The organism is Paenibacillus amylolyticus, assembly GCF_036894225.1.
GTDB classification, from domain to species: domain Bacteria; phylum Bacillota; class Bacilli; order Paenibacillales; family Paenibacillaceae; genus Paenibacillus; species Paenibacillus amylolyticus.
The window spans coordinates 1,928,604-1,953,030 of the sequence record NZ_CP145892.1 but is presented as its reverse complement, the minus strand read 5'-3'; the positions used below and the strand labels follow the sequence as shown (position 1 = coordinate 1,953,030).

The window sequence follows — 24,427 nt, the reverse complement described above, 5'->3', positions numbered from 1 at the left end:
ATGTCCTAGAAAAATCCTGGTGGGCGTGGACCTGGACCATAAGGGCCGAATCCAGGACCAGGTCCATATCCGCCACCAGGTCCTCCAGGTCCTCCAGGTCCATATCCCGGTCCGTAGCCTGGACCATATCCAGGGCCTGGTTTTGGTCCAGGTCCATATCCGGGACCGAAGCCGGGACCACCTCCATAAGCATAAGGCAGTGTAGCAATAGCGAGCAGATCAAACAATACCAGTGGCAGAATCGCTTTTGTACGTACTTTTTTGCCATTCAAACGCTTGAGTACCAGTTTGTTTCCAGATACTTTCAACAGCTTTCCCGTAACCCGAGTGCCGTCTTTTTTGATTGCAACAATATTTTTGCCTATTAATTTCATCGCTTCATCACGCGTAACTTGTTGTTTCATACTTTCCCCTCCTCCTCGGATCGTTCAAAACAGTGTATTCGTCCATCACTGAATTCGCCTGTTTCTTTGTCCCTACCTGAAAATATGGGTATATGCACGAGAACCAAGTTAAGCATGTAAAAGTCGCTGGGCGTTCAAGAAAACAAAAAAGGCCCGCACAAGGCGGACCCTTTGTCAAAACTCTGAATAGCTAAACTGATATGGAAAAGGTTGTTATCTTTTACCCGGATCATATGCTTCACCGAGTGCAGACGGAGCCGAAGAACGTCCAACCGCTGCAACGAGAACGATGATGGTAAGCAGGTAAGGCAACATAAAAATAATTTCCTGGGGAATACTTTGTGACCATTCAAACAACTGTACATAATTTCGGATCGCTTGTGAGAATCCAAAGAAGACAGCTGCACCAAAGGCACCAATCGGATTCCACTTACCAAAGATCATAGCTGCAATGGCAATATAACCTTGGCCGGAAACCGTATTGTGTGAGAATGTACCCGTAGTCGTCAACGTAATCGCAGCTCCACCAATGGCCGCAAGCGCACCACTGATCATAACGCCAATATAGCGATAACGAAGCACTTTAACACCAACCGTATCAGCCGCACTTGGATGTTCACCTACAGAACGAAGGCGCAGACCAAATGGCGTTTTGAACATGATGTAATACGTCAGGAATACGAACAGAATGGCCAGATATGTTGTTGGATATACGTTCTTGAAGAAGGCTTCTCCAAGCAAAGGAATGTCTTTCAACAATGGCACATCAAACTTGCTGAAGCCTTGAACCAACGGTGAATCACCAGAACCTTCAAACAAGAGTTTAACCAAGTACAACGTACTTCCTGCTGCCAAAAAGTTAATGACGATACCACTGATAATCTGGTCTGCCTTAAATGTGATAGACGCAACGGCATGAATCAGAGATACCAGTACGCCCAATACAATCGCTAGCAAAACTCCCATCCAGGCCGATGTCGTTCCGCCCATGCCCGATTCTTGAGCATAATGCGCCCCGATTCCAGCTGCAAAGGCACCAAAGACCATAAAACCTTCAAGTCCAAGGTTGGTTACACCTGATTTTTCCGAAAAAATTCCGCCGAGTGATGCAAAAATCAATGCCGTAGCAAAGACAAGCGTCGTATTGATAATTTGCCCAATTGTCAACAAGTCCATCTACAACACCTTCTCTTTCTTACGCTTCGAATAGAACGGTTTAAGTATCCAGCGCACGATGCCTTGTGCCGCAATGAAGAAGATAATCGAACCGATCACAATCCGAATAATCTCAGGCGGAACATCCGCAGCAAAACTCATACCTGCAGATCCGTACGTGAGGGTACCAAACAACACTGCCCCCAATAACACCCCAAACGGATGATTCAAACCAATCAGGGCAACCGCAATTCCGTCAAAGCCTGTTCCCGGTGAACCCGACATTACGGTTTGGTATTGGAACACACCAAGAACCTGGAATGCACCACCAAGACCGGCAAGCATACCACTGATAAACATCGCTTTTACGATATTCCGGTTAACATGCATACCTGCATATTCAGCCGCATTAGGGTTGTAACCTACCGCGCGGATTTCATAACCTTGTTTTGTTTTCCACATATAGATATAAAAGAGCACAGCCATCACAATGGCAATCAACGTCCCCATGTGTACACGCGAATTGCCCATCAGTTCAGAGAGCCATGTCAAACTAATCGAAGCCGATTCGCTGATATCCACGGAACGATTCTCGCCCTTCAACAGCAAGAATTGGCGAACGATAAGGTTGGCCAGATACAGACCAATCCAGTTCAACATGATACTACTGATAACTTCATTGACCCCACGTGCCGCCTTCAGATAACCAGCAATAGCGGCCCACAGACCACCAAACAATGCACCGGCAATCAAAGCCAGTGGCGCATGAAGGTAGATCGGCAAACCTGCAAACTTAACACCAACAAATGTTGCAGCGGTCATACCAACGAGAAATTGACCTTCTCCCCCGATATTAAACAACCCTGCACGTGATGCAAATGCAAATGCTAGTCCAGTCATAATTAGTGGCGTCATTTCCCGTACTGCTTCACCAAAGTTGTACATGTCGCCAAATACCTTGGTGAACAATGCACCATAGGCTTCAATTGGATTGTAACCACCAATCAGCATGACAACTCCACCGAGAATAAGACCCATAATAATAGCTACTACAGGCAAAATAAATGAATCTCGGGTAAACCATTTCAATACGTTATTCATGCGCAGTACCTCTCTTTTGGGTGCTGCCCGCCATCATCAAGCCGAGCTCCCTGTCATTGGTTTCTTCCGGCAGCACCTCGCCAACGATCTGTCCTTCATAAATAACTGCAATTCGGTCAGATACATTGATAATCTCATCAAGCTCAAATGAAATCAGCAGAACAGCCTTCCCTTGGTCGCGCTGTGCAATCAGTTGCTTTTGCACGAACTCAATAGCCCCTACATCCAAACCACGTGTTGGTTGCGCAGCGATAAGCAGTTCAGGGTTTTTATCTACCTCACGGGCGATAATGGCCTTTTGCTGGTTTCCTCCGGACAAGGACCGAGCTTTGGTCTCGATGCTTGGTGTACGCACGTCAAATGCCTCAACAAGCCGCTTCGCCTGCTGTTTGATGGCATCGAAGTTAAGGAACCCTTTACGGGTGTATGGTGCTTTATAATACGATTCCAGAACGATATTTTCGCTCACTGAAAAATCAAGTACAAGTCCGTGTTTATGGCGATCTTCCGGAATGTGGGCTACACCCGACTCCGAGATATGGCGCGGAGAATGATTGGACAGCTCCTTGCCTTCCAAAAGAATCGAACCGCTCTCTACTTTACGAAGTCCGGTAAGAGCTTCAATCAGTTCACTTTGGCCGTTACCATCCACGCCTGCGATTCCAACAATCTCTCCTGCACGTACGTTCAGGTTAAGTTGGTTCAGAACCGAAATACCTTCTTTATTCTTGGCCGTTAATTTACTGACTTCGAGCACATTGGCTCCAGGTGTAGCCGGTTTTTTGTCCACTTTGAATGTGACATTCCGCCCCACCATTTTCTCTGCCAGCTCATTCGGATTGGTTTCCGATGTTTTAACCGAATCAATTACTTTACCCCGACGGATAATCGTTACCGTATCGGAGATTTCCATGATTTCTTTCAGTTTGTGCGTGATCAAAATAATGGACTTTCCTTCAGCTACAAGCTTCTTCATGATAATCATCAGTTCTTTGATCTCTTGAGGAGTCAATACGGCTGTAGGCTCGTCAAATATCAGAATGTCTGCACCGCGATACAACGTTTTAACAATCTCTACACGTTGCTGCATTCCGACAGAAATATCATGAATTTTGGCATGAGGATTCACCTTCAGTCCATACTGTTCGGAAAGACGCTGAACTTCAGCGGCTGCTTTTTTATAGTTAATATTGAGACCCTTCGTTGGTTCAGATCCCAAAATAATGTTCTCTGTTACCGTGAACGGCTGTACAAGTTTAAAATGCTGATGCACCATGCCTATGCCAAGATCGATCGCTCGGTTAGGGCTGTCGATGATGACAGGCTTGCCATTCACTTCAATGGAACCTTCATCTGGCTGATAGAGACCAAATACAATATTCATCAACGTTGACTTACCAGCGCCGTTTTCGCCCAGTAGCGCATGGATCTCGCCCTTACGAAGCTGAAGGCTGATGGCGTCGTTGGCAACAATGCCTGGGAAACGCTTCGTAATTTGTTTTAACTCAACGACGGGGGTTGCTGCACCCATGTAATCACCCTTATAACTGATATAGTGTGGTTCCGCAAACGTAAAAAAAAACGTCTATCGACGTACTTTCAAAGAAGACAGACCGCGCTTAGCTGAAGTTTTTCTTGCGATAATCGAATGGTTCAGCTCATTAAGAACAACTCAATTCCATTATCTTAAGAAAAGCTCTTACCGGAGCGTTGGTGCACAGTGACCTTGTACAATTGTTATGATGACTTGATCAAATGTTCCTGTTCTTGCAATCATAAGGCCGGTCAAGACCGGCCCCAATGATTATTCATTTGCAACTTAGATCAAAATTACTCTGTAGGAACTTTGATTTCGCCGCTGATGATTTTTTCTTTGTACTCTTCTACTTTAGCAAGTGTATCAGCAGATACATTGGCAGTAGAGGTATCAGCAATACCTACGCCGTTTTCTTTCAAAGTCAGGTTCTCGGAACCGCCAGCGAATGTACCATCAACTACTTCTTTGTTAACGCGCTTAACTGCTTCGTCAACTTTTTTTATCATGGAAGTCAAAGTGATCTCATCACCAAACTCAAGAGATTGGTCTTTGTCTACACCGATAACCCATACATCTTGACCTTGCTTCTTACGAGCACTTGCTTCGTTAAACACACCATTACCTGTTGCGCCAGAAGCGTGGAAGATAATATCTACGCCTTCATTGTAAAGTGTTGCTGCTGCTGCTTTACCCAAGTCAGGTTTATCAAATGCACCTGTGTAGTTAGAAATGAATTGAGCATCAGGGTTAACTGCTTTAACGCCTTCTCTGAATCCTACTTCAAACTTTTTGATCAGTGGGCTTTCCATACCGCCTACAAAACCAATTTTGTTGGATTTAGTTGTCAGACCAGCCACAACACCAACCAGATAAGATCCTTCTTCTTCAGCAAATGTTACGGATTTAACGTTAGGAGCATCAACAACACTGTCGATGATCGCGAGTTTAGCATCAGGGTTTTGCTCAGCTACAGTTTTGATTGCATCAGCCAATTGGAAACCGATACCCCAAGTCAGATCATATCCGCCTTTAACAAATTCGTTCAGGTTAGGAATGTACTCTTCATCGGATTTACTTTGCAGGTATTTAACAGCAGTACCTGTTTCTGTTTCGGTCGCTTGCAAAGCTTCCCAAGCGGATTGGTTAAAGGATTTGTCATTAACTCCACCTACGTCAGTAACCATACCGATTTTGAGATCGGATTTCTCTTCAGTGGGTGTACCACCTTTATCTCCTCCGGCATTTGTTTCTTCTTTCGGTTTGCTACCGCAACCTGCGAGCATAACCGATACCGCCAGCAACATTACCAAAGACAAGCTGAGCATCTTTTTCATTTCTCTTTTTCCCCCTTAATGATATATCCCTCATTCCAATCCAGCCTACAATTGAACGGTTAACAGATAGCAGGAATGACTTTTATGCAGAATGTATGGTTTCTTCGACATTAAAAGCGCATTCTCACCCTTAAAGCATCCTATCATCTGTCGAAAAACCGAACATTATGACATGGAGAGAAAAATCTAGGACTAGCCTACTAGAGGTGATTATACAATCAACCAGTGTTAAAATCCAGATGTTTCATCACCAAATATCACATATTTTTGTTCTTTTTTTATTGAAAACGCTTAATAATTTAGCGATTTAACACACTAACGTTACAACGATGTGATGTTATATAACAAAAACATATCGCGAACTTTAGTGATGAGTGGGATTTACCTGTTTTTATTTGTATTATTTCACCGTTCGTATTTTATGTATTCCCATGGATCGTTATTCACCAGTTATCTAGTTTCATTGTTCCCTTCCAGACTACAGCCTATTCGCTCTACTCATTCAGAGATTCATCTTCGAATTTCTTCCAAGCCGTAAAAAAAGCCGCCATATAGGTACGGCGGCTTGTATCATACAATTTAAGCGTTGATTTTGCCTTTAGCTACAGTAGCCAAAGAGTTGAACGCATTGATGTCGTTAACGGCCAGATCAGCCAACATTTTGCGGTTCATGTCTACTCCAGCAAGTTTCAAACCATGGATCAGTTTGTTGTAAGACAAACCATTCATACGTGCTGCAGCATTGATACGAACGATCCACAGTCTGCGGAAGTTACGTTTCGTGTTGCGACGGTCACGGTATGCGTATACCAGGGATTTCATTACTTGCTCGTTAGCTGTTTTAAAAATACGGTGTTTGGAACCGAAATAACCTCTTGCCAGTTTCAAAACCTTTTTATGACGACGACGTACTACAAAACCGCCTTTTACTCTTGCCATATTAAAGAACCTCCCAAATAAATATAAATGTATCCGTGGTATGTGTACGGCCGTAGCCGATCCCCCATACGGAATCTACTAATTAGAATTAGCCTTTCAAGTTAGCCAAGCCTTGTTTCAAACGTCTAACATCCCCGGCAGCCATAACTGGGTTACCGTTCAGAACGCGCTTAGCACGTTTGGATTTGTGGGAAAGCAAGTGGTTTTTGTGAGCTTTGTAACGAAGGACCTTACCGGAACCGGTAATTTTGAAGCGTCCTTTCAAACTGCTGTGTGTTTTCATTTTAGGCATTTTGTGTTTCCTCCTCCAATGTTATCAGGCTTTAGGAGCCAAGATCATGATCATACTGCGGCCTTCCAATTTCGGTTGACGTTCAACAGTACAAAGTTCTGCAACTTCTACCTTAACGCGTTCCAAAATCCGTTGACCAATCGCGGCATGTGCAATTTCACGTCCGCGATAACGAACAGAACATTTCACTTTGTCGCCTTCGTTCAAAAACTTAACTACATTACGAAGCTTCGTTTGATAATCGTGCTCCTCAATATTGGAACGGAACCATACTTCTTTAATATCAACAATTTTCTGGTTCTTACGGGCTTCTTTATCTTTCTTTTGTTGCTCATAGCGGAATTTGCCATAGTCCATAATACGACACACCGGCGGTTTAGCCTGTGGTGCCACATTGACCAGATCCAAATTCAGGTCAATCGCCATTTGCAGTGCTTCGCGAATGGGCGTAATCCCAATTTGTTCTCCTTCAGCTCCGACAAGGCGTACTTCCTTCGCCCGAATCTCATCATTAATCATGTGATCTTTACTAATAATCGTCCACCTCCAGGTCATTTTGAATATCCAGTTACACAAAAATAAAAGGGATGCCGGTCAAGCTACCGACATCCCTGTAATCAACACAATTCTTCATGAGTATACACTTCATAAATTATTGGGATCGTTGACCAGCCAACATGTTTGTTGATCAGGTGAGAAGTCGGACTTCTGCTTGTGATTCCATCGCTATTCGCTTTAAGGCACTTGAATACTATATCACCCATGAAATACATTGTCAACATTTTTCACAACTTTTTTTTCGTGAATTACCCATTTGTGATATCAGATGTCAACAAAGTATCGCATGCATGTTCCTTACCCTTGTTTGCTTTGCACCTCATCCAACCGTACAACACGTGTATGTTGAGTGTGGCTCCACTGTTTGTTGTTCTGTGTAAAGAAAGCGTAGAACGTAATCGGGTACCAAGACAGCAGGTAGATCGGGAACAAAATCAGATATAGATAAACTTTGGCAAAGGTAACCTTCTCCAGCGCCATGGACAACAGGAACGTCAGAATGTTCAAACCAATAGCCACGAACCCAACCCATAACGGGAAGTATCCATAAATATTAGCAATGTGCGGACCACTGAATATAGCCATGTCTACCCACATCACAGCCGTCATCAGGAACGTAAGCAACACCACATAGACATTGGCTCCGTAGATAGCAAGGTCAAATTTCACCAGGCTTCTTTCCTTAATGGACTGCCATAGCAATGGGAAGAAGTATCTACGCGCAACTGTAAAGTGACCTTGCATCCAGCGCAGACGTTGTCTCGCTGAAGCTTTGAATGTTAATGGCTTCTCATCAAATACTTTGGCGTCATAGTTGAAAACAGGATACACATTACGTTGCACACTGCGCATCGTAAACTCCAGATCCTCAACCAGACTTGTTGCACCCCAACCAATTTCCTTCAACAGGTTGGTCTCAAAGCACATTCCGGTTCCTCCGAGGAAATTCGCCATATTCAAGTTATGACGAGACAACTGCCACAGACGGTTGATGTACCAGTAAGAAACACCGTAAGCTGCAGTAATCCAGGAATCCTCCGGATTTTTCGTATCAATGTATCCTTGGATAACACGTGAACCATTGTTCAAGTCATCATTCATCTCAAGCAAGAAGTTACGGTCAACCAGGTTATCCGCGTCAAACATAACAACTGCGTCATACTGACGTGGCAATTTCCACAGGTACTTAAGCATCCATTCGATGGCGTACCCTTTACCTCTTAAATCGGCATTGGTACGTACACAGGCATTTAATCCATGCTCTCTGACAATTTGAGCCGTTCCATCCGTACAGTTGTCACAGATGACAAACACATCGTACAGATCTTCCGGATAATCAAGTTGTTTCAAGTTCTCCATCAAGGCACCAATGACTTGTTCCTCATTGTGTGCTGCGACGAGTACAGCGAATGATTTTGTCGCCGGATAATGTTTCTTTTTCTTTTTCTTAATCAGACCGAACAGCGAAAACGTGAATTGGTACACGGCTAGCAGTGCCAGAATGACCTGCATCGTGACGAATATAGCGTCCAACATCGTTCTCTGTTACCCCCTTTTTTTCAAAACCCAGTTTACTCAAGCATTTCTCTTCCTGATTCTGCAATTTATTTTTTTTTGATCTGCAGAATATGACCCTGTTCTTTTGTGTACTACGTGAATATATCAGGCAATGTTTCAAAGCTTGGTTGCTATCAGTTGGCTGCTTTATCGATTCTGTATCCTTTTCAGTCATTTGTCAAAACCCCAATTTCACTTTTGAAGCAGAAATGTGATCTTTAAACGCTGAATAGACACTTCGTGATACCACAACCTCGCATTCATGCCTGTTATATCTTATTTTCAGCCGTTTACTTGATTTTTATTTCTAAAGTCCCTGCTTTTTTCATCAGTATGTTATTCTTCGTCAGAGGCTCTATAACAAATAACGCAAACAGACCTCAAAAAGTTTGAAACAGAACTCACATTTTTTTACCTCATTTCAGCCATGTTGAATCATTGTATCTTTTTTGGCTGACCCAAGTCAAAAAGTTAAGATGGGTATATATCCACTCTTTAACATGAATTTCACGTTCTTTACATGGGTTCTCCTTGAAAAGGACAACATTTAAAAATATGATAAACATATACCTGAAATAACCTCAAGTTCATGAAAAACGGTTATATACTAATCAGGACGAAACCGGATGCAGAAAATCACCGGAAATAATGCCGCCATTACGGGCGGCCTGACTGGCAGGAGGCCAATATGAGCCGTTTATTCTTAAAGTTTCAAGATTATGATCGAAATGTTTTTATGTGGATCAACGGCCGACTTCATAATCGTTTTATGAATTTTTGGCTGTATTATTTCACCCATCTGGGTGGAGCAACTTCATCTATTGCAATATCGTTGTTAATCTGGCTGCTTGCTCCAGCTCCATGGAGCACAACAGGACTTCAGTCATGTATCGCCCTTGCGGTCAGCCACATCCCTGTAGCTATCGCGAAAAAATTGTATCCCCGCATTCGACCTTATCTGGCCTTACCGGATACAATTACGTTCCGTAATCCCCTGACGGATCACTCGTTTCCTTCAGGGCACACAACTGCCATTTTTTCGGTCACAGTTCCCTTTATGACCACTGATCCGATCTTATTGCTAATATTGTTGCCTGTGGCCCTTATTGTCGGATTCTCTCGAATTTATCTGGGGTTACACTATCCTTCCGATGTTCTGGCGGGTGCCACAATAGGTACTTTAGTCGCACTTGCAACAGTTGCATTCTGGTCTTAAAGCCGATATGTTAGACTCAGAAAAACCTAGCAGGAACAGGTGAAGCAAGCGTGGAGAAAAAAAGAGTATTACTATTATCTGAAGGCTTTGGTACGGGTCATACTCAAGCCGCCTATGCACTGTCCAGCAATTTGCGAAAGCTCTCGCCAGACGTGCAGACAAAAGTGCTTGAACTGGGAAGTTTCTTAAATCCAAAGGTTGCACCTCTGATTATAACAGCATACAAAAAAACGGTTACCAACCAACCCAAACTTTTCGGATACGTATACAGACACCAATATAAAAAATCATTGAACAGGCTGACAACACTGGCGTTGCATAAACTGTTCTATACACACACACGTAGCGTTGTGCGCCAGTTACGTCCCGATGCGATCGTCTGTACACATCCGATTCCAAGTGCTGTCATATCCAGACTGAAACGTCTGGGTGTACAGGTTCCCCTATGCACAGTCATCACCGACTATGATGCACATGGGACGTGGATTAACCGTGAAGTAGACCTTTATCTGGTTTCTTCAGATGAGGTTAAGTCCAAACTAATGCTACGAGGCGTACCTGCAGAAAACATTCGAGTCACGGGCATTCCGGTGCATCCAAATTTCTGGGAGCATCCCGGGCGAGAAGAGATCCGAAGCAGATTTAACCTCAAGAACATGCCTACTGTACTGGTGATGGGCGGCGGTTGGGGAATGCTCAGCGACAAGCTGGTCCATCCGCTGCTGACACGCTGGCATGAAGATATTCAAATCATTTTTTGTCTCGGTCGCAACGATAAAACACGGATCAGCATGGAACAGAACCCCATGTATCGCAAAGAAAACATTCACATTATGGGATACACCAACGAAGTGGACAAATTAATGGAAGTATCCGACCTTCTGATTACCAAACCTGGGGGAATGACATGTAGTGAAGGCTTGGCCAAAGGAATTCCCATGTTGTTCCACAATCCTATACCTGGTCAGGAAGAAGAAAACGTCCATTATTTTACGGCAAGAGGGTTGGGAGAACCCATAACTTCGCCCGACGTAGTGGTTAAATGGATGAACAAGCTGTTGCATCACTACCCGGATGTTGTACGTAAACGCAAACGTCATCTGGCGGAAATCGCCAAGGTTCATCCAATGCAGAGCGCTCAAAGTATTATCGATCTGCTGGAGGACGTTCGTCCTTCATCCGCAGAAGAGGCCCGTTTATGAATTTATCCCAATAGGATGTCGCTTCCCGTATTCTTCGTCCAATCATGCCTCTAACCAACGGCTTCAAACAAGCCTGCAACCACATTGAAAAGGTGCCTTCGAATCAGAAGGCACCTTTTCTTTATGAAGGAAAGTACAAACTATTGTATGCCTTTAGACTTCAAATACTCCTGCCACTGCTTGGTGTATTCTGCCTGAATTTTTTCCAATCCTGCTTGTTTAGCCTTCTCCATAAATGTGTTCAATCCAGCCTCTACGTCTGCCACCAAACCTACATTAAGCGGATACAGATATTGTTTTTCCACTTGTTCCAATGCAGCCTTCTCGGCTTGGTACGGTGTCCAGTCTTCAGCAAATCCGGTATAAATATCCGGCTTTTTGATTTTGTCGAGATCTTCAAACATGGTCAGCACGTCATCAAAGGTTTTATCATAGAGCATGAATTCCGGATTACGCCATGCCCAACCATTCATACCCTCACGTGGGAAGCCGTTGGTTTGTGCATCTCCGACCATTTTGTAGTATCCATTATCTACCTCGAAGTTTTTGCCTTCAACGCCGTATTCAGTCAACCAATTATATCGTTTGTCTGTCACCAGTTTCTCATAAAATGCCAATGCTTTTTCCGGGTTTTTACTGCTACGCGGAATCGCAAAACCATTGTGGATCGGGTGAACCGGTTGTGCAAACCCTTTCGCATTCGGGTACGGGAAATAAGCCAGTTTCCAATCTGGATGAGTAGACTGCACCTTGATGACATCTGCATTAAATTTGTTAGGGTTCTCCCCGGACAGAACAACAGCCGCTTTTCCATTTTGCAGCAATGAGTTGGAAGTATCCTTTACATTCAGTACGTTTTTCGGGAAAAAGCCTTTATCCATCCAGCGTTTGTATGTTTTCAGGTCTTCCAGGTGTTGCGCCGATCCCCAGTAGGACGTCACGGTTGTTGGTGTTTCATACATAATATCTAGTCCATATGGAAGTTGACCTGCTGTATTAACCAGCTTGGATGTCAATTGACGAATACCATGGGTATGGTTGGCATTGCTATCGGCAATCGGAATCATATTGGGTTCGTTGGCTTTGATGCCCTCCAGATATGCTTCGAGCGTCTCCAAGGATTCCGGTTTCGGAAGATTGTACTTCTCGCGCAAGTCCTCACGGTACGCAATCCCCTCGGTTACATACTCAATCCAAGTTGATGGAACAGTATAGATTTTGTCATTGATTTTGACAGCATTCCACATGTCATCAGGTACATGAGCTTTCAGCGCTGGCGCTGCTGTAGGCAGCATTTCATCCAGTGGCAGGAACGCACCCTTCTTGGCATAGGACTGGTAGAATGTCCAATCCGCTGTGAAGATCAGATCGATCGGCTGCCCGGAAGACAGCAACAATTTATATTTTTGATCCCAGTCGGTCCATGAGGTGTAGTTGAATTTCACATTGACGTTCAGATCAGCCTCCGCCAGCTTATTGATTTCGGATTCAATAACAGGTAGATCTTTCGGAGCATCCCCAAGCATGTAAAATTGGAGCGTGACTTTCTCTCCTTTGTTCCCGGATGTTCCTCCCTGCTCGCTTCCTTGCGTCGATCCCCCCGAACCGTTATTACATGCGGCAAGTACCCCGGCGAACAACATCAGGGCAAGTACCAGAGACAGGTGCCGAATTGTTTTGTTACGCATACGCATCCTCCCTTTTTGTGGTGAACCTTTATATGTTAGCGCAGACTCGCCATGCTTCAGACCTGAAATGATGTCAATGGCCTGACGCCCACAGCGCGTTCACGTTCTAACCTTTCACTGCACCAATGGTGAGTCCTTTAACAAAATAACGTTGTACAAACGGATACAGGAACAAAATCGGTCCCGTTACAACGATGGCCATTGCCATCTTGGTTGATTCGGTAGGCACATCCTGACTGAGTGTGATTCCTGTGCCAATCGCCATCTGGTCAATGAATGTAATCGTGTTCATCGTGTTGTAGAGATAAAATTGCAGTTGGTACATATCCGGGTTGTTAATGAAGAGGGATGAGGTAAACCAGTCATTCCAGTAACCCAGTGCCAAAAACAGACCTACGGTGGCGATACCAGGCATCGCCAGTTTCAACACAATGCTGAAATAGATGCGGAAGTCATTTGCTCCATCAATTTTGGCTGACTCAATCAATTCATCCGGCACTGCCGAGCGAATGAAGTTTTTCATCAGGATAATGAGGAATGGCGTCATCAACCCCGGGAAAATCAGCACAGTGTACGTATCCATAAGGTTGAAGTAGTTCGCCAGCATAATGTACCAAGGCACGAGCCCCCCACCAAACAACGTTGTAAAGTAGATAAAAAACGAGAAGGTATTCCGATATTTGAAGTCTTTACGTTGCAACACGAAGCCTGCCATTGTAATGAGAAACAGTCCAAGCGTAGTCCCCACCACCGTTGTAAAGACCGTTACCCCATAAGCCTTGAGTACCTTTGTAGGGAATGTAAAAACCATTTTGTAACCTTCCAGGGAAAAGTCCGTTGGAAAGAGGTGATAACCATCCCTCACAATGGACTCGTTGCTGCTGAATGAACCGGATAGAATCAGCAGAAACGGTAGCAAGCACATGATTGATAAAATGATGATGAAGCTGTAGGAAATCAGTTGAAACATGAAAGTAAATTCCGAATCTCTGAGACGAGTATTCGTACGAGTGTGAGTATTCATTGGCGTGTTCATGATCGTTCTCCCTCCTGCCCTGCGGGCGTTCTAGAACAAGGCGTAGTCCTCATTTACTTTGCGGATAATATAGTTGACGGTCATGATCAAAATGAATCCAAACAAGGACTGATACAGACCAGCAGCCGTTGCCATCCCGATATCAAACGTTACTTTCAGTGAACGGTACACATACGTATCAATAATATCTGTAGCATTGTACAGCACCCCATTATTACCGATCAGTTGATAGAACAGGTCAAACTGCCCCTTCATAATGCTGCCGAGTGAGAACAACAACAGGATGACAAAGGTTGGCTTCAGCATTGGTACCGTAATGTACCAGATCCGCTGAAATATATTCGCCCCGTCGATTCGGGCAGCTTCATAATACTCGTCACTGATACCCGTTATAGCGGCCAGATAGATGACCATGCTGTATCCAAGATTTTTCCATAGATAAAAGATGATGATCAGGAACACCCAGATCCAGGGTGTATTATAAATGTCGACCGGGCCGGCCTCAAAACGTTTGAGCACCGTGTTCACAAAACCCGACTCGTAGTTAAACATGTTGTAAGCGATTACACTTAATAGTACAAATGAGATGAAATACGGCAAAAACATGACGGATTGCGTGATTTTTTTGAATAACCTGCCCCGGATCTCGCTAAGCATGATCGCACAGAAGATCGCCAGACCGTTTCCTAATATAATGAAGGCGATATTGTAACCCACGGTATTGGTTGTGAGCTTCAGCAACATTCCGGATTGCCATAGGAACTTAAAGTTCTCCAGACCGACAAATGGACTACCAAATAATCCGCCTTCAAAATCATACCGGGTGAACGCATAATAGATGCCGACCATCGGAAAATACGAGTTAATCAGAAAAAAGATCAGCGTGGGCAACAGCATCAGAAACATGATTTTGTTTTTGTTCAATTCTTTGAGCATGGCTCGATCCCTCCCGAATTTCTTGCGGTGCTGCGTGGTGGAGCTCTCTTTTTATTGTAGATGCTCTCTTCACTCACGGATACTGAAGCTTCCCTTCAGAAAATGAACGATTCTGCGAAATGAACTATGAACAAAATGAACGAACCATGAAATGAACAGACATCCACACACATCCGTTCACAAATGTTGATATCGTGCATAGGCTACACCTAGTGAACAATTCAGCGAAAGTTGAACTTTATGTAGAGAAAACAGGCCAAACAGCCTGTCTATCATTGATGTAAACGCATACATAATATATAATTCAAGTTACTCTTGCTCTTCTGCTCATCCAACTATGAAGCCTCACGTATGTATATGAAATTCTATGTGGTTCACCCAAAATAGGAGGTCTGAGGGGGAAACAGAATGCGTAAACGTTCAGAGGACAGTCAGAAGGTCTTCACACGGATTCTGATCGGCATTATTATCAGTACCGTCGCTACCTTACTTGTGGCTTCTTCTATTTTGTACGTCAACTATAATCGGATTGCTCTTCGTCAGGTGTATCGTACAGATATGAACAGTCTTACTCAAACCAGCCGTGAAGTGGCCAAAATGACCGAGACTGCAAAATCATTGTCATATCAGATTTATCAGGACTACACCATCTCTTCATTACTGCTCTATTCCAAACCGAATATCTATGAGATCACATCGGCGATGGAGCAGCTAGACAACTACCGTATGTCCCTTCCCTTTATCGAATCCATCTATGTATATAACTCCAAAAGCAATGAATTCTTTATCAGTTCCGACGTGCGCAATGGGCAGCAGTCCGTCTCGGAGATCGACGATCAGGGGATTACAAGCATCCTCCAACGCTTCCATGACTATAAACCTTTTGTGCCCATCCCGCGGACATATCAGGTCGGCTCTACCGAAGCAACAGAGGTTAACAGCTACACCTATCTCTGTTATGACACGATTAATGATAATGCGAAGCTAAACTATGCTGTTATCGTTAATATCAAGGATGATTGGCTCAGTCCGAATATGAATGCTGTGGATCAACCAGGCAAAACCTTTATCGTGAATGAGAATGGAGACCTTTTATCTGACTTTGGCGACCGTGCATTGATGAAAAATCTCTCCAGCGAAGCTTTTATGAAGCCAATTATGCAGGATACGGGGCAATCAACTTACTTTACCGAGAAGGTCGATGGAGAAAAATCTCTCATTACCTATACCGCTCCCGATGATCTGGGTTGGCGTTATGTGAGAATAACACCTTATGATCTGATTACCTCAGATATACGGAGTATGCGCACACATACCGTTCTGTTTTGTGTTGGACTTCTCATTGCAGGCTTGCTGCTCTCTTACCTTGTGTCCCGAAAACTATATCACCCTATTGATAAGGTGCTTGTTCGTTTACGTGTGATGGAAGCAGAGCGACGTGGCAGTCTTCATTTGTTACGGCAGGATTTTCTACGAGGAGCCCTGCAAGGCCGCGAAACAGTAACTGGAGGTATGCTGGAAGAACGGATGAAGTTCTATGGTTCCTCCATTGATGTTCACCGTGCATCCAGACTGGTATTGCTGCGTATTGACCATTTTACCGAATTCTGCGAAACGTACCGTGATGAGACCCAGCTTGTAAAATACGCCATGATGAACATATGCACCGAGACAGCCGATCTCCACTACAATGCGGAAGCTGTCGACATGGGCGGTGATCTGATCACACTCATCTTCAATGAAAAAGCGGAAAACCATGAACTTGAGCAACCTGCTCCTAACCGGATCGAAGAATTGCTACGTATGATGCAGGCTGCTGTAATGACCCATTTGAAATGCTCCATCTCCTGTACGATCGGCACGGAAGAAGATTCATTGGAAGACAGTATTGCATCCTACACCAGATCAGCCGAAGCCTCCCTTCATCGTTTGTTCATGGGAGCGGGCTGTCTGATCTATACCTCTGACATCATGGCTTATCACGCCAAGGAGTACGCATTTCCAGCAGGTAAGGAAAGACAACTTGTCGATCATCTAATGACAGGTAAGACGCGAGAAGCAAAACAAGTCTATGCAGATATCGTCGGCGAGACAGCAGCATATCCATTTACCGTCTTCCAGCTAGCTTTATCCCATCTGACGATGACACTGAACCATGTACGAAATACCCTCAAGAAGAATAATCAACTCACGCTTGATTCAGTCTCGGATGGTCTAATGCTGCCTGTCAAAGACGCGGAAGACATCAGTGAAGTACATGAACACTTCTATCGGATGTTTGATGAGCTTGGTTCCAAAGTGGAGGAGAAACGTACGCTGAAACATGAAGAACTGATTCGTAAAATCAATGGCATTATTGAGCGGGACTATGCGGACCCCAATCTATGTCTAACTTCTATCGCAGATGAGTTGGGCATGTCGCCCATCTATGTAAGCAGGCTCTACAAACAACTCACCCTGAAAGGGCTCACGGACGTGATTAACGAAACCCGCATAGCCAAGGCCCAGCATCTGCTGGTGGAGACGGAGAACTCCGTTGCCGACATTGCCGAGAGAACCGGATTCACCAACAGTTCATACTTCTATCGCATGTTCAAAAAGTTCAACGGGGTTACACCAAACGATTATCGCCGCAAAGAATTTCATTCAGAAAACTTCTGAAATCATCCCAGACTTGAGTTTATGGAGTAATGCACATCGATTGTTAATGCAAAAAAAGAGCGACTTATGAGAATGAATCATTCACCTCATGTGTCGCTCTACTTAATTGAGTTTAAATTAGATTTCGATTTATTCCTGTTCCTGATCTTCACCAGACTCATCAGAAGCTTCACGAACTTTATACTTGTCCAGACGTGTCTGCTGATACTCACGCAGGGCCTCTTCACCCACAATCACTTCAACCCGGTGAATGTTCATACCTTTACCCATGAATTTCTGCTCGTACTCCGTCATCACATGTTCTTCATTCAAACCATCACGATGCAGATTCAAAGAAATATTGGTCATTTGCAGGCCGAAGTCGGCAATGGCGTTGAGTGAGAAATCAAACAGCGTCTCCGAATCGGTTTTGAAATGAATCTGACCTTTGGGATTAAGCAATTCCGTGTATTTCTTCAGGAAGCGCGGGTGCGTCAAACGACGACGTGCATGCTTTGCTTTTGGCCAAGGATCACTGAAGTTCAAATAAATGCGTTCCAGTTCTTCCGGTTCAAAAACTTCTTCGATCTGTTCAATATTCGCCAGCGCAAGCTTCAGGTTCGGAGGTGTCTCCACATCAGCCTGACTCCACGCATTACGAGCTTTCTCACTGGCACGACGCACCAGTTCATCATACATATCAATACCGATGAAATTAAATTCCGGATATTTATAACTCATTTGGCTGATAAATTGACCTTTACCCATACCAAATTCCACGAAGATCGGATGGTCATTGCCAAACAGTTCAGACCATTTTCCTTTATGTTGCTTCGGGTCCAGTACAACAAGATCAACTTGCTGCTCCAGATTTTCTCTTATCCCTTTTCTGCCACGTAAACGCATTTTATTCCTCCGTTTGTCCCATACTTGTCTCAGACTTATTTTGCCGAAGAACTGGCAAATTGTAAAGAGCAATGAAAAGGGAATCTTCGGATCTGCCACTTTGGGCAAATCTCAAAGATTCCCTCTTCGATTTATTTGGAATTGGGGTCCAACTACTTTAGTAGTTCATAGTCTACCTTATCTTGGTGTGAAAAATCAAATGTCTTTTCGAAAGCATCGCGAACTTTTTGTCTTGCAGCCGCTTTCACTTTCGGATTTCCATTAAAACGAACACCTGTTAAAGCCAGTGCTTCTTCTGCCGTCAATTCAACAGACACATGATTCAACTCATTGTTTTTAACTTGGGAATTCATTCATATCACCTCACGGTATAGTATGGTCCATGACGTCAACGTTGATTCAAATGCTATGATGAATAATACCCATTAGATGGTGTCTGACGCTGATTTGAATATAACATAAGGTGTAAACTATAGCAAGGGAAAAACCTTGATTTTACGGCCTATTTTTGCGTTTCGATTCCCTTTTTTTTTAGTTTTTTGATACAATGATAAAGTGAGCATTTTGCATAAATCCCATAAGCGTCTTCCAATCAGCAAGATATGGATCAGGATGCTTTTTCCTGTCCATATCTTGTACCCGTGAGCGATTGAAATCGAATAATGCAAAATGCTAAAGTTCATGAAGACACCTATAATCGCTATCCATCGTCTATGACGGAAATCGCATAGCGCTTCTTCTTTTGTTCACGTATGATTACGGTAATTCGACAACCAAAGGAGTACCCTGAAGATGAATGCACCTGCATTACAGTCCCCTCTCCTGTGGGGAGATAAACGATTCCATACCTGGAATTATGAGATGCGAGATCAATTTAACAATAAGGTTTTCAAAGTGATGCTGGATGCTGGATTCACCTGTCCCAACCGCGATGGTTCCATTGCCAAAGGTGGTTGCACCTTCTGCAGTGCGCGTGGATCAGGCGATTTTGCTGGCAGCAGACGTGAAGATCTGGTCACCCAATTTAATACAATTCGAGATAAACAGCATCTCAAGTGGCCTACAGCGCATTATATTGGCTACTTCCAAGCCTATACGAATACGTATGCTCCGGTTGAAGAGCTGCGCGAATATTTTGAAGAAATTCTTGAGCAACCCGGTGTTGTTGGTTTGTCCATCGCCACTCGCCCGGATTGTTTGCCAGATGACGTTGTTGATTATTTGGCTGAACTGAACGAACGCACCTATCTGTGGGTTGAGATGGGCCTTCAAACGATCCATGATTCCACATCCACATTGATTAATCGCGCGCACGACACGAAGTGTTACGAAGAAGCGGTTGAGAAACTGCGCAAACGGAATATACGAGTGTGTACACATATCATATATGGTCTGCCTCAAGAGACACATGAGATGATGCTGGACACTGGACGGGCAGTTGCCAATATGGATGTACAGGGAATCAAGATTCACCTGCTGCATCTGATGCGCAAAACACCAATGGTGAAGCAATACGAAGCTGGTCTTTTACGTTTTCTGGATCAGGATGAGTATATCAAGCTGATCGTAGATACACTGGAGATGCTTCCACCGGAAATGATCGTACACCGTCTTACAGGCGACGCACCACGTGATCTGTTGATTGGACCGATGTGGTCCATGAACAAATGGGAAGTGTTAAACTCCATTGATCGTGAGCTGCGAGAGCGGGATTCATGGCAAGGTAAGTATTGGAGGCGAGCATAGATGGGCTTTCTTTCAGTTCTCAGCTGTGCGCATCAGTGGATTGCTTCCCGTCTGCAGCCAGGTGATCTGGCGATAGATGCAACGGTGGGTACAGGAGCAGACACACTATTTTTGGCACAACAAGTTGGCCGGCGTGGTCAAGTCATTGGATTCGATATTCAAAGTGAAGCCCTCACGCTGGCACAGGCCCGGATTCGAAAACAAAATGATGAAGCCAAGCTTGGCTCCATCTCCATGCTTCAACTAAGCCATGATCGAATGGCAGAAGCAGTTCCTGAGTCATGGCTTGGTACGGTTGGTGCAGTTATGTTCAATCTGGGGTACCTGCCTTCAGAAAGTGCAGATTCCTCCATCATCACCGAGACTGACAGCACGATCGCTGCACTCGAGGCTGCACTCGCTTTATTACGTCCTCGCGGAATTATTACGGTTGTGCTCTACCCCGGTCATGACGGAGGGGCACAGGAAGCAGAAGCTGTATTGGACTGGTCCTCTGCCCTTCCGGTGGAACAGGCACAGGTTGTGATCTATCGCCAATTGCAGCGAGAAACTTCTCCTTTTCTGATCGGAATCGAGAAAAAATAATTTCCTTTGTTCACCAAATACAATAAACTAGACACAATCGCAAGGCGAGCTATTAACGGCTTTTTCTTACTGCGATCTGTGTTCTACATCTACATATGCAAACGTATTCACTTGTTTGCTCATGGCGACTACATGCCCATGACTGATTAAAGCGATCCACCATTTCATATACTAGAGGAGAGATTACTGATGTCTACGCCATACCCATTACAATTCCAACCTGAGTTCAAAGAACGTGTGTGGGGCGGTCGTGCGCTGGAGCAATTCGGCCTTACGCCCCCTGAAGGACATATCGGAGAAGGATGGATGATTGCAGATCATCCCAACGGTACAACCAAGGTATTAAATGGAGCACTGGCTGGCAAGGGTCTGGATGAAGTTCGTGAACAACTGGGCACCGAATGGCTTGGAACCAAAGGTGTCTCTGAAAAAGGCGGCCGTTTCCCCCTTCTGATTAAGCTGCTTGACTGCAACGATGACCTGTCCGTTCAGGTTCATCCAACTGACGAGTATGAGGCACTTCCTCCTGGCGAGCTTGGCAAAACAGAAATGTGGTATGTACTCGACGCAAAACCGGGCGCACACATCATCTATGGCTTGAATGAAGGCGTTGATCGGGCAACATTAAAAGAAGCATTGGAAAACGGCACGGTGATGGATACCCTTCGTCAGGTACCTGTAGAAGCTGGTGATACGTTCTTTATCCCTGCTGGAACAGTGCATGCGCTCTGTGCAGGTGTCGTTGTCGCTGAGATTCAGCAAAACTCAGATACGACGTACCGGATCTACGATTACAATCGTCCAGGGCTGGATGGCAAACCACGTGAGTTGCATGTTGAAGACTCGCTGAATGTAACCGCCTATGAGGGCGCAGGTGCCTCAACGATGAAAACAAATAACGCTACTCCTGGTGAATGGCTCAAGCTTGCGGAATGCCCTTATTTTGTGGTGGAAAAAGGGATCGTGACTGAACGGTGGGAACTCTCCACTAATCCTGACAGCTTCACGATTCTCGTTGTCTGTGAAGGAGAAGGAACTTTGGAGTGGGCACATGCTGAATCAGACAGCATTGAATTGAAAGCTGGACAATGTTATCTCTTGCCAGCCAATCTGGGTTCTTATACATTGAACGGGAATACCACTGTTCTTCGCTCTTATCTACCCTAAATTAAGCTTATATGTGACCTGTGAAGGAGGAATTACACGAGATGCAGGAATCTACCTTTGCCTTGGTCGCTAGTGAAGGTACCCGTATTCATGTGTACCGCTGGCTTCCCGATCCGGAATGTAACGTTAAAGGTGTCGTGCAAATTGCACATGGCATGGGCGAGACGGCAGCCCGATACGCAGAATTTGCCGACATCCTTACCCAAAATGGCTATGCGGTTTATGCCAATGACCATCGGGGTCATGGCAAAACTGTGGAGAATGCCAAGTTGCTTGGTAATGCTGGTATCGATGCCTTCCGCTGGATGGCGAGTGATATGATCAATCTGGGCGAAGTAGCCGCCAAGGAGAATCCTGGGGTCCCCTTGTTTCTAATGGGACATAGCATGGGCTCATTCTTGGTACAACATCTCATGTACGCTGGTCATGAGCAGTACTATGCCTTTATTTTATCCGGGACAAACGGCAGACGTGGTCTGCTCCGGTTTGGAGAGAAGCTGGCCTTCTTGCAGTGCGGCATACAGGGTGCTACCCACCCCAGCATGCTGCTCAATGCGATTGTGTTTGGTGGATTTAACCGCTCTTTCCGCCCTGCAACGACACCGTTTGATTGGTTGTCCCGGGACTCACAAGAGGTTCAGCGATTCATTGATGACCCCCTGTGCGGAGCCGTCTGTACAGCAGGCTTTTTCCGCGACTTCTTCAAATTGCTACTTGAAGTCCATCTTCCACACAATATGGAGCGCATACCCAAACACAAACCCGTATACCTGTTCTCAGGTGAGAAGGACCCTGTCGGACTTCATGGCAAAGGCGTTCTTAATCTGGTCTCGCAGTATAAGAAACTTCACCTGGAGAATATTGAGTATCGCCTTTATCCGGATGGACGCCATGAAATGCTGCATGAGATTAACCGAACAGAAGTGGCCCAGCACGTTGTGAACTGGCTAAAGCGGAATACCCCTGACTCGAATACACCCCCTAGTCCGTTGAACCTGACTGAGACGGCTGACTCTATATAATAGAGTCGGAGACAACATACCAAGAGCCAAAAGAAACCCCTGAATCGGATGCACAGCTCACGCTGCGCACCAGTTCAGGGGTTTTCTTGTCAAGCGATATGAATAATAGCTATAATCAAACGTTATGGATTAACCTTCAATTAACAGGGATTCCGGGTCTTCAAGCAGTTCTTTCACGGTTACGAGGAAGCGAACAGCCTCACTACCGTCGATAATCCGGTGATCGTAGGACAACGCGATGTACATCATTGGACGGTTCTCCATCCGTTCTGCATCAATCGCCACTGGACGAAGCTGGATCTTATGCATCCCCAGAATACCCACTTGAGGTGTATTCAGAATTGGCGTAGACAACAAGGAACCAAATGTTCCACCATTGGTGATGGTGAACGTTCCACCTTGCAGATCAGATAACGCCAGCGTGTTGGAACGAGCTTTTGATGCCAGGTCCGCAATGCTCTTCTCGATCTCGGCAAAGCCCAGACGATCGGCATCACGCACAACCGGTACAACCAGTCCTTCCTTCGCAGATACGGCGATGCCGATATCATAATACTTTTTGAGTACAACATCTTCGCCATCAATCTCTGCGTTAATTGTAGGGAATTTTTTCAGAGCCCCCACAACCGCTTTGGTGAAGAAGGACATGAAGCCCAGGTTAATCTCATGTTTCTCTTTGAACTTGTCCTTACGGCGTTTACGTACATCCATGATCGCAGTCATATCAACTTCATTAAACGTAGTCAACATGGCTGCTGTCTGCTGAGCCTCTACCAGACGTTTCGCAATGGTTGCACGACGGCGAGACATCCGCTGACGCTCCACTGGTTTGGTATAGGTTGAATTTCCAGCTGCCGGAGCACTTGGTGCTGCTGGAGCTTTACTCGCAGGTGGAGCAGCAGGAGCAGGAGCCTGATTGTTATGACTCTTCACATCGTCCTGGTATACCCGTCCAATTGGATCTTTGCTCTGAACCTGATCCAACTCGATACCACGTTCACGTGCAAGCTTACGGGCAGACGGTGAAGCCGTCTTAGCACTATCAGATGACTCTGGCGCTGCCGCAACAGGTGCCGATGGTGGTGTTGGAGCTTCAGGTGCAGGAGTAACGGCCTTTTTCTCTTCAGCTGCTGGTTCGGAAGCGGGTGCACCGCTTCCTCCTCCAGAACCAGCTGAGAGTGTACCGATCGTTTCACCGATCACTACCGTCTCTCCTTCCTGACGAATGATCTTCTCCAGCACGCCACTTTCTTCTGCGCTGATCTCAATATTTACTTTATCCGTTTCCAGTTCAAGAAGCACATCACCCTGATTAACGGTATCCCCTTCTTTAACCATCCATCTGGATACAGTTCCCTCAGTTATTGACTCACCCATTGCAGGTACTTTAATTTCACTCACAGCTG

22 protein-coding genes are annotated in these 24,427 nt (G+C 45.0%); 7 read left to right on the top strand and 15 right to left on the bottom strand.

Features of this window, described 5'->3' with window-relative positions; translation table 11 throughout:
- Positions 1–5: 5 nt before the first annotated feature.
- The 9 genes from V6668_RS08930 to V6668_RS08890 all read right to left on the bottom strand — a co-directional run bounded on the left by V6668_RS08930 (position 6) and on the right by V6668_RS08890 (position 8,856).
- Positions 6–404 (bottom strand): hypothetical protein, encoded by a 399-nt coding sequence (locus V6668_RS08930; protein ID WP_036669752.1) that lies wholly within the window; start codon positions 402–404, stop codon positions 6–8.
- A gap of 213 nt (positions 405–617) precedes the next feature.
- Positions 618–1,580, bottom strand: a complete 963-nt coding sequence (locus V6668_RS08925) for an ABC transporter permease (protein ID WP_047842245.1) — start codon at positions 1,578–1,580, stop codon at positions 618–620.
- Complete coding sequence (locus tag V6668_RS08920) at positions 1,581–2,660, bottom strand: ABC transporter permease (protein ID WP_036669750.1); 1,080 nt, start codon at positions 2,658–2,660, stop codon at positions 1,581–1,583.
- Positions 2,653–4,191, bottom strand: a complete 1,539-nt coding sequence (locus V6668_RS08915; RefSeq protein ID WP_036610171.1) for an ABC transporter ATP-binding protein — start codon at positions 4,189–4,191, stop codon at positions 2,653–2,655. Before V6668_RS08915 ends, V6668_RS08920 begins: the two co-directional genes overlap by 8 nt.
- Positions 4,192–4,490: 299 nt before the next feature.
- Positions 4,491–5,531: a BMP family lipoprotein gene (locus V6668_RS08910; RefSeq protein ID WP_076327056.1), complete on the bottom strand. Its 1,041-nt coding sequence runs from the start codon at positions 5,529–5,531 to the stop codon at positions 4,491–4,493.
- Between the two features lie 579 nt (positions 5,532–6,110).
- Entirely contained in the window at positions 6,111–6,470 is a 360-nt protein-coding gene (rplT, locus tag V6668_RS08905; protein WP_017689664.1) for a 50S ribosomal protein L20, read from the bottom strand.
- Positions 6,471–6,558: 88 nt separating this feature from the next.
- Entirely contained in the window at positions 6,559–6,762 is a 204-nt protein-coding gene (gene rpmI, locus V6668_RS08900; RefSeq protein ID WP_017689665.1) for a 50S ribosomal protein L35, read from the bottom strand.
- A 24-nt stretch (positions 6,763–6,786) separates the two neighbouring features.
- Positions 6,787–7,281, bottom strand: a complete 495-nt coding sequence (infC, locus tag V6668_RS08895; RefSeq protein ID WP_017689666.1) for a translation initiation factor IF-3 — start codon at positions 7,279–7,281, stop codon at positions 6,787–6,789.
- 336 nt (positions 7,282–7,617) lie between these two features.
- Positions 7,618–8,856 carry a glycosyltransferase family 2 protein gene (locus V6668_RS08890; protein ID WP_036610177.1) on the bottom strand — a complete coding sequence of 413 codons (1,239 nt, stop codon included), beginning with the start codon at positions 8,854–8,856 and terminating at the stop codon, positions 7,618–7,620.
- Between the two features lie 709 nt (positions 8,857–9,565).
- Between V6668_RS08890 and V6668_RS08885 the strand changes: the two genes are divergently transcribed.
- Both V6668_RS08885 and V6668_RS08880 read left to right on the top strand, forming a co-directional pair.
- On the top strand, positions 9,566–10,093 hold the full coding sequence (locus tag V6668_RS08885) for a phosphatase PAP2 family protein (RefSeq protein ID WP_338708204.1): 528 nt from the start codon (positions 9,566–9,568) through the stop codon (positions 10,091–10,093).
- A 50-nt stretch (positions 10,094–10,143) separates the two neighbouring features.
- Positions 10,144–11,295, top strand: coding sequence for an MGDG synthase family glycosyltransferase (locus V6668_RS08880; protein WP_076327057.1), 1,152 nt, complete (start codon positions 10,144–10,146; stop codon positions 11,293–11,295).
- Between the two features lie 140 nt (positions 11,296–11,435).
- Here V6668_RS08880 and V6668_RS08875 read toward each other — a convergent pair whose 3' ends face one another.
- The 3 genes from V6668_RS08875 to V6668_RS08865 all read right to left on the bottom strand — a co-directional run bounded on the left by V6668_RS08875 (position 11,436) and on the right by V6668_RS08865 (position 14,955).
- The gene (locus V6668_RS08875) at positions 11,436–12,989 is read right to left on the bottom strand and encodes an ABC transporter substrate-binding protein (RefSeq protein WP_422395248.1); all 1,554 of its coding nucleotides are present in this window, start codon (positions 12,987–12,989) and stop codon (positions 11,436–11,438) included.
- 100 nt (positions 12,990–13,089) lie between these two features.
- Entirely contained in the window at positions 13,090–13,953 is an 864-nt protein-coding gene (locus V6668_RS08870) for a carbohydrate ABC transporter permease (RefSeq protein ID WP_422395271.1), read from the bottom strand.
- Between the two features lie 96 nt (positions 13,954–14,049).
- Positions 14,050–14,955: an ABC transporter permease gene (locus V6668_RS08865; protein ID WP_338708202.1), complete on the bottom strand. Its 906-nt coding sequence runs from the start codon at positions 14,953–14,955 to the stop codon at positions 14,050–14,052.
- Between the two features lie 408 nt (positions 14,956–15,363).
- Between V6668_RS08865 and V6668_RS08860 the strand changes: the two genes are divergently transcribed.
- Complete coding sequence (locus V6668_RS08860; protein ID WP_338708201.1) at positions 15,364–17,616, top strand: AraC family transcriptional regulator; 2,253 nt, start codon at positions 15,364–15,366, stop codon at positions 17,614–17,616.
- A gap of 129 nt (positions 17,617–17,745) precedes the next feature.
- On the opposite strand, the gene trmB is transcribed toward V6668_RS08860, so the two are convergent.
- On the bottom strand, positions 17,746–18,501 hold the full coding sequence (trmB, locus tag V6668_RS08855; RefSeq protein ID WP_076252463.1) for a tRNA (guanosine(46)-N7)-methyltransferase TrmB: 756 nt from the start codon (positions 18,499–18,501) through the stop codon (positions 17,746–17,748).
- 152 nt (positions 18,502–18,653) lie between these two features.
- Complete coding sequence (locus tag V6668_RS08850) at positions 18,654–18,854, bottom strand: hypothetical protein (protein ID WP_036610190.1); 201 nt, start codon at positions 18,852–18,854, stop codon at positions 18,654–18,656.
- 439 nt (positions 18,855–19,293) lie between these two features.
- Between V6668_RS08850 and V6668_RS08845 the strand changes: the two genes are divergently transcribed.
- The 4 genes from V6668_RS08845 to V6668_RS08830 all read left to right on the top strand — a co-directional run bounded on the left by V6668_RS08845 (position 19,294) and on the right by V6668_RS08830 (position 23,021).
- Positions 19,294–20,247, top strand: a complete 954-nt coding sequence (locus V6668_RS08845; RefSeq protein WP_036610193.1) for a TIGR01212 family radical SAM protein — start codon at positions 19,294–19,296, stop codon at positions 20,245–20,247.
- Entirely contained in the window at positions 20,248–20,832 is a 585-nt protein-coding gene (locus V6668_RS08840) for a class I SAM-dependent methyltransferase (RefSeq protein ID WP_036610195.1), read from the top strand.
- Positions 20,833–21,021: 189 nt separating this feature from the next.
- Positions 21,022–21,999: a type I phosphomannose isomerase catalytic subunit gene (locus V6668_RS08835; RefSeq protein ID WP_338708200.1), complete on the top strand. Its 978-nt coding sequence runs from the start codon at positions 21,022–21,024 to the stop codon at positions 21,997–21,999.
- Between the two features lie 41 nt (positions 22,000–22,040).
- The gene (locus V6668_RS08830) at positions 22,041–23,021 is read left to right on the top strand and encodes an alpha/beta hydrolase (protein ID WP_338708199.1); all 981 of its coding nucleotides are present in this window, start codon (positions 22,041–22,043) and stop codon (positions 23,019–23,021) included.
- Positions 23,022–23,150: 129 nt separating this feature from the next.
- Here V6668_RS08830 and odhB read toward each other — a convergent pair whose 3' ends face one another.
- Positions 23,151–24,422 carry a 2-oxoglutarate dehydrogenase complex dihydrolipoyllysine-residue succinyltransferase gene (gene odhB / locus V6668_RS08825; protein ID WP_338708198.1) on the bottom strand — a complete coding sequence of 424 codons (1,272 nt, stop codon included), beginning with the start codon at positions 24,420–24,422 and terminating at the stop codon, positions 23,151–23,153.
- Between the last annotated feature and the right edge of the window lie 5 nt (positions 24,423–24,427).

What these genes read in the sequence shown, in the direction of transcription:
- V6668_RS08930 (WP_036669752.1), bottom strand. Translation starts at nt 404, where the DNA reads ATGAAACAACAAGTTACGCGTGATGAAGCGATGAAATTAATAGGCAAA.
- V6668_RS08925 (WP_047842245.1), bottom strand. Translation starts at nt 1,580, where the DNA reads ATGGACTTGTTGACAATTGGGCAAATTATCAATACGACGCTTGTCTTT.
- V6668_RS08920 (WP_036669750.1), bottom strand. Translation starts at nt 2,660, where the DNA reads ATGAATAACGTATTGAAATGGTTTACCCGAGATTCATTTATTTTGCCT.
- V6668_RS08915 (WP_036610171.1), bottom strand. Translation starts at nt 4,191, where the DNA reads ATGGGTGCAGCAACCCCCGTCGTTGAGTTAAAACAAATTACGAAGCGT.
- V6668_RS08910 (WP_076327056.1), bottom strand. Translation starts at nt 5,531, where the DNA reads ATGAAAAAGATGCTCAGCTTGTCTTTGGTAATGTTGCTGGCGGTATCG.
- rplT (WP_017689664.1), bottom strand. Translation starts at nt 6,470, where the DNA reads ATGGCAAGAGTAAAAGGCGGTTTTGTAGTACGTCGTCGTCATAAAAAG.
- rpmI (WP_017689665.1), bottom strand. Translation starts at nt 6,762, where the DNA reads ATGCCTAAAATGAAAACACACAGCAGTTTGAAAGGACGCTTCAAAATT.
- infC (WP_017689666.1), bottom strand. Translation starts at nt 7,281, where the DNA reads ATGATTAATGATGAGATTCGGGCGAAGGAAGTACGCCTTGTCGGAGCT.
- V6668_RS08890 (WP_036610177.1), bottom strand. Translation starts at nt 8,856, where the DNA reads ATGTTGGACGCTATATTCGTCACGATGCAGGTCATTCTGGCACTGCTA.
- V6668_RS08885 (WP_338708204.1), top strand. Translation starts at nt 9,566, where the DNA reads ATGAGCCGTTTATTCTTAAAGTTTCAAGATTATGATCGAAATGTTTTT.
- V6668_RS08875 (WP_422395248.1), bottom strand. Translation starts at nt 12,989, where the DNA reads ATGCGTATGCGTAACAAAACAATTCGGCACCTGTCTCTGGTACTTGCC.
- V6668_RS08870 (WP_422395271.1), bottom strand. Translation starts at nt 13,953, where the DNA reads ATGTTTCAACTGATTTCCTACAGCTTCATCATCATTTTATCAATCATG.
- V6668_RS08865 (WP_338708202.1), bottom strand. Translation starts at nt 14,955, where the DNA reads ATGCTCAAAGAATTGAACAAAAACAAAATCATGTTTCTGATGCTGTTG.
- V6668_RS08860 (WP_338708201.1), top strand. Translation starts at nt 15,364, where the DNA reads ATGCGTAAACGTTCAGAGGACAGTCAGAAGGTCTTCACACGGATTCTG.
- trmB (WP_076252463.1), bottom strand. Translation starts at nt 18,501, where the DNA reads ATGCGTTTACGTGGCAGAAAAGGGATAAGAGAAAATCTGGAGCAGCAA.
- V6668_RS08850 (WP_036610190.1), bottom strand. Translation starts at nt 18,854, where the DNA reads ATGAATTCCCAAGTTAAAAACAATGAGTTGAATCATGTGTCTGTTGAA.
- V6668_RS08845 (WP_036610193.1), top strand. Translation starts at nt 19,294, where the DNA reads ATGAATGCACCTGCATTACAGTCCCCTCTCCTGTGGGGAGATAAACGA.
- V6668_RS08840 (WP_036610195.1), top strand. Translation starts at nt 20,248, where the DNA reads ATGGGCTTTCTTTCAGTTCTCAGCTGTGCGCATCAGTGGATTGCTTCC.
- V6668_RS08835 (WP_338708200.1), top strand. Translation starts at nt 21,022, where the DNA reads ATGTCTACGCCATACCCATTACAATTCCAACCTGAGTTCAAAGAACGT.
- V6668_RS08830 (WP_338708199.1), top strand. Translation starts at nt 22,041, where the DNA reads ATGCAGGAATCTACCTTTGCCTTGGTCGCTAGTGAAGGTACCCGTATT.